Annotated in this window: 3 protein-coding genes; 1 reads left to right on the forward strand and 2 read right to left on the reverse strand. The window is 62.5% G+C overall.

The genetic code is table 11. The features are described from left to right. The coding region (locus ACIREA_RS26890) for a tetratricopeptide repeat protein (RefSeq protein WP_397385407.1) at positions 1–2,128 on the reverse strand (2,128 nt) is incomplete at its 3' end. A 693-nt stretch (positions 2,129–2,821) separates the two neighbouring features. After that, the gene (locus ACIREA_RS26895) at positions 2,822–3,241 is read right to left on the reverse strand and encodes a CBS domain-containing protein (protein WP_397385408.1); all 420 of its coding nucleotides are present in this window, start codon (positions 3,239–3,241) and stop codon (positions 2,822–2,824) included. 959 nt (positions 3,242–4,200) lie between these two features. Between ACIREA_RS26895 and ACIREA_RS26900 the strand changes: the two genes are divergently transcribed. Further along, positions 4,201–4,530, forward strand: coding sequence for a hypothetical protein (locus ACIREA_RS26900; protein WP_397385409.1), 330 nt, complete (start codon positions 4,201–4,203; stop codon positions 4,528–4,530). Positions 4,531–4,735: the final 205 nt, after the last annotated feature.

A 4,735-nucleotide genomic window follows, 5' to 3' on the forward strand; every position in this document is an offset into this window, starting at 1 on the left:
GGAGGAGCTCGGCTTTTTCACAGATGATCATGAGGCGCTGGGCGGGATCGAGCGCTTTCATGGCGAGGACTTTGTCGAGGACGGCGAGGGCGGCGGCGTGGTTTCCCTGGAGGCGCTCTGAGAGGGCCTGCTGCCTGCGCGAGGCGACGGCGAGGGGGCCGTTTTTCTGGGCGAGTTCGTCCCAGATTTCGAGGGCGCGTTTGCGGCCGTCTTCGCTCATGACGGAGGTTGCGGACATGGCGGCGAAGTAGAGGGCGGTGTCTGCCTGCTCGGTGTCGGGATAATCATGGGCGATGATTTCGAATTCGGTGCGGGCATTGGCGAAGTCTTCGAGGCGGTAGTAGGCGCCGGCGATCTTCATGCGGACTTCGGGGAGGAGGGGGCTTTTGGGCCAGAGCTTGAGGAAGTCTGCGCCTTGGGTGATGAGGGTTTTCAAATCGCCTGCGGCATCGCTGAGCCAGAGGCGGGTGTAGAGGATGCGCTGCTGCTGCTGGGGCGGGAGCTGGCCGGGGGCGGTGCTGGCGTTGTCGAGTGCTTTGAGGGCGTCGTCAATGCGGGGCGGGGTGGCGAGGAGGCACCATTCGGTGAGGGCGATGCAGGCGTCTGCGAAGCGGGGGTGCTTGGGGTGGGTGCGGATGAAGTTGCGGAGGGCGGCTTCGGCTTCGGGCTTGCGGCTGGAGGCGAGGAAGAGGGCTTTTTCGAGCTCGAGCATGGCGGCGGTGTCGGCGCTTTCGGGGCCGGTGGCGGCGGCGTTGGAAATGAGATCGAGCTGGCCGAGGAGGCTGCGGTAGAGGGGGAAGTCGCTGTCGGTGATGGCGGCAACGGCGGCATTGAAGAGGGCGCGGCGGCGCTCGGTGAGGGTGGTGGCGACGTTGGCAGCGTCTTGAAACATCTGGAGGGCTTCGCGGGTCTCGCCGCGGCGGTAGTGGAGGCTGCCGAGGGCGAAGTCGACGGGGACGGAGGAGGTGTGGAATTTCTGGTGCCAGGCTTCGGCGAGGGTTTTGACGCGCTGGTCGATGTTGCGCCTGGCGTAGATCTCCATGGCCTGCTGCATGGCTTCGCTGAGGCGCGGGTGATTGGGGTGAAGCTGGATGAGGGCTTCGAGCATGCTGACGGCTGCGTCATCGCGGTGCTGGGCGGCGAGCCACTGGGCGGTGAGGTAGATGGCGTGGCCGCGAAATTCGGCGGTGGCAGCGACGAGGAAGGGGGAGGGGTCTGGCTGCTGCTGGGCGGTGTTTCCGGCGGAGACCCAGCGGAGGACGCCTTCGGGGATGGTGCCGGTGGTGGGGATTTCCTGATGGGCGCGGTTGAGGAGGTCAAAGGCCTCGACCCAGAGGGGGCTGTCTGCGTTCGCATCGAGGAGCTTGGTGAGCTGCTTCTGGGCTTCGGTGGCCTGATGCTGCTGGAGGAGGGCCTCTACCTGGAGGAGCTGGGCGGCCTGATGGATGCGCTCTCCGCCCTGGGGGGCGCTGAGCACGGACTGGAGCATTTCTTTGGCGGGGGTGATCTTGCCGCTTTGGAGGAGGGCGCGTGCGCGGAGGAAGCGGGTGGCGGCATCGTCTTTCTCTGCGGTGGCGGGGAGTCCGCTGGCGGGTTTGCCTTCGCTGATGTCGATCTCGCTTTGGAGGAGGCGTGCCTGGTTTTGCAGGGGGGCATCGGTGGAGGTGAGCAGGGGGGCGAGGGCATCGCGGGCGGCGGCGTTTTCTCCGAGGTTGGCGAGGAGCTGCGCGAGAAGCAGGGGCGTGCGCGGGTGCTGCTGGGGGGTGGTTTGCTCGGTGAGGACCTGGCGCGCGGCGGTGAGGTCTCCGGTGAGGGCGAGTCCCTGGCCGCGCCAGAAGGGTTCGTCATCGAGATCGTAGGTGTCTGTGATGGCGAGGACGCGTGTGCCTTCGGTGGCACGGGTCCAGGCCTCGGCGGCGAAGGTGGCGAGCTGGCGTGTCTCGACGCGGGTCCAGCCTTTGAGCTTGAGGAGGCGCTCGGCCTTGACGGCGGCGACGCCGGGGAGTCCGTCTGCGAGGGCCTGCTGGGCGGAGACGTATTCCGCAGTCTCATCCAACCCGGCCGCGAAGTGGGCGGTGGGAAAGGCGAGAAGGGCTGCGGCGAAAAGTAGGCTCCGAGTTTTGGGCATGCTGGAGGAGCCTATCTCAGCATTCGGCGCGGGGCAAAGAGGAATGCGGGGTGCGTTCGTGCCTGGATGGAATGGCTCTCAGTCTTGAGCCGTGATCGGGGAGATGGAATTTGAGCGCCGATTGTTTGCGGCGCAAGTGCGCTGCGGGACTGGTTGCAGACGCTGCTGGTGGGCGTCGCTTGTACCGAAAGTGCTGGGTTTGCTTTCCGATGCTGATGCGTAGAACCCAGGGAAGCACTCGCTATCGCTCGGCATCCCTGGGCTGAATTACGCAGCCCCTTTGGGGCTGGGCTGTTGATGGGGCGCGTCCGTAATGCGGTGGCGCAGGTGGTGTTTTCGAGGGGGCTGGGGGTGCGTGAGCGGACGTGGCCTGCGGAAAGCGGCAGCCCATTCTTCGCTGAATCCGCGAACGAGAATCTGCGTGCTAAACGGAAATGAGTTTTGCGAACCGCGATACCGCTTTCGAGAAGCGCGTGGTGGGCGTGGGGTGATCGGGGACTGCGAAGAATTAGCGGCTGCCGCTTTCGGGTATTGGCTGGTGTGAGGGAGTCACCGGGGCCGGCGAAAGCGGTAGCTGCGTTCGTTCCTCACTTCGCGACCGCAGTCCAAATGGGGATGGGCTGCTCGGTTGCTTGTGCGTGATATGGAATTTGCGAGGGGCCTTGGCGGAGGGCCTTTGGAACTGCGCCTCGGCTAGAACTGATCGAGGAGGTATTTGATGAGGTCGGTGGTGGTGACGATGCCGACGAGCTTGGTGCCGGAGACGATGGGGAGGGCGTGGAAGGTGCCGCCGGCGAGGAGTTCGGCGGCTTCACGGACGGTGCCGGTTTCGGCGAGGGTGACGGGGCTCTTTTCCATGACCTGCTCCAGGGAGAGGGTGTGATCGAGCGTGGCGTCCACGGTGCGTTCGTCGGTGTTGAAGGCGTCGCCAAAGCTGACGCGGAGGATGTCGGTCCAGGAGATGATGCCGACGAGCTGGTCGCCATTGACGACGGGGAGGTGATGGACGCCGTGCTGGCGGACGAGGGCGCGTACTTTGGAGATGGGATCGCCGTGGTGGGCGGTGATCACATTGCGGGACATGAGGTGGGAGATGGGATCGTTGCGTTTCATGGTTGAGGATGAAACATGGCGGTGGCGAATGGGGGCTGCTCTCCGTGGTTTGGGGATGGCTGGGCGGATGTTGTGCAGCGCACGCGGAATGCCCGGCATCTTATTCGCAGCCCGCTGCCTCTGCTGCCACCTGCGCGCCAAGGACGGAGGTGCAAAGATCCATCAGACGCTTTGTAAATCAGTGTCTTGAATCATCACATTCTATAAAATGCCTGGTATCTTTTCTCCGATGATGGGCTGCTTTCTTTGTGGAGGCTTCTAAGTTTCCACGTGGGTTGAGGCCGGCGTTTGTGCGAGTCAGGGGGGGACACGCGGCTGATTTCAGACTTAGGCGGGTCGCCTCGGTCCGTTGTCAGGCTGGAAGCCTGACCTCCGAGGATGGGCTTGGCCGCGAAGCGAACTCCAGACTACGAACTGAGAGCGGCGAGGACGGCGAAGGCGTCTGCCATGCGATGGATCGAGATTGTGGGCTCGGTGGTTCATGGTGTCACGATGGCTTGAGTGTTTGCGAAGCGGGGGGATCGAGTTCGAGTTCGAGTTCGAGTTCGAGTTCGAGGACGAACCTAGTTCTACTTTGGTAAGTCATCCGGGGGGCTGGCGACACTCTCGCTGGACGCGGCGGAGCTTTTTGCAGACGCTGCTGGTGGGCGTGGGGTGTGCGGAGTGCTGGGTTTGCTTCCCGGCGTGTGATGCCTGGTACCAGGGTAGCTTCGCCAAGGCTCAGCAACCCTTCGCTATGATGCGTAGCCCCTTTGGGGCTGGTGTGTGGCGGGGCTGGGTGGTGGAAGTAGGCGGAGGGTTGCTGGGAGGAGTGGCGGAAGTGGGCCGGTGTTACGAGGGGCTTCAGGGTGGCGAGCGAAAGGAGCTGGCAGGCCGAAAGGTGCGAAATGCAGGTTTCGATGAAGGGCGTTCGTGCTTGGAAAATTGTTTCGTGACCTCTATAACTTGCTGATAAAGTCATGAAAAAAGCGCTGGTCGGTTTTGCCTTGGGTGTCGTGCTGGCATGTTCTCTTGCGCTGGTCATGAACCGCCGACCCCGGATTGAGATGGGAATTGATGCGGATGAACTGGCGAGGCGGCTCGGAGTTGAGGTAGTTCTTGATGGAACCTTGCTTATTTATCCTCCTCCAAATGAGCCGACGGAACTTCAAATGGAGCGTGATGTGAAGTATTACTTTTCGCGAAAGATCGACGACGAAAATGAGGTGAGCTATGGCTTCAATGCGAAGAAGAAGTTGATCCGGGTCATCGAGGTTCGAAAATATGGCACGTATGTGGATGATTTTTGAATGAAGTAGGGGGGGGCGGATCTTGTATGGATGGGTTTGATCTACTTCAGGAGTTTGAGCCTGCTTTCTTGTTCGCCAATTCCATCCAGTTTAGCCATCCCAAGCCGGGGGGAAGACAAACCCCCAAGCAGCGAGCTGAAGCTCGCGAGTACTTTAAACCAGCCTCACCGGGGGAAGCGGGGTCAGAGCATTTCGACGACGACGG

Source organism: Prosthecobacter sp., assembly GCF_044373815.1.
GTDB lineage: Bacteria > Verrucomicrobiota > Verrucomicrobiia > Verrucomicrobiales > Verrucomicrobiaceae > Prosthecobacter.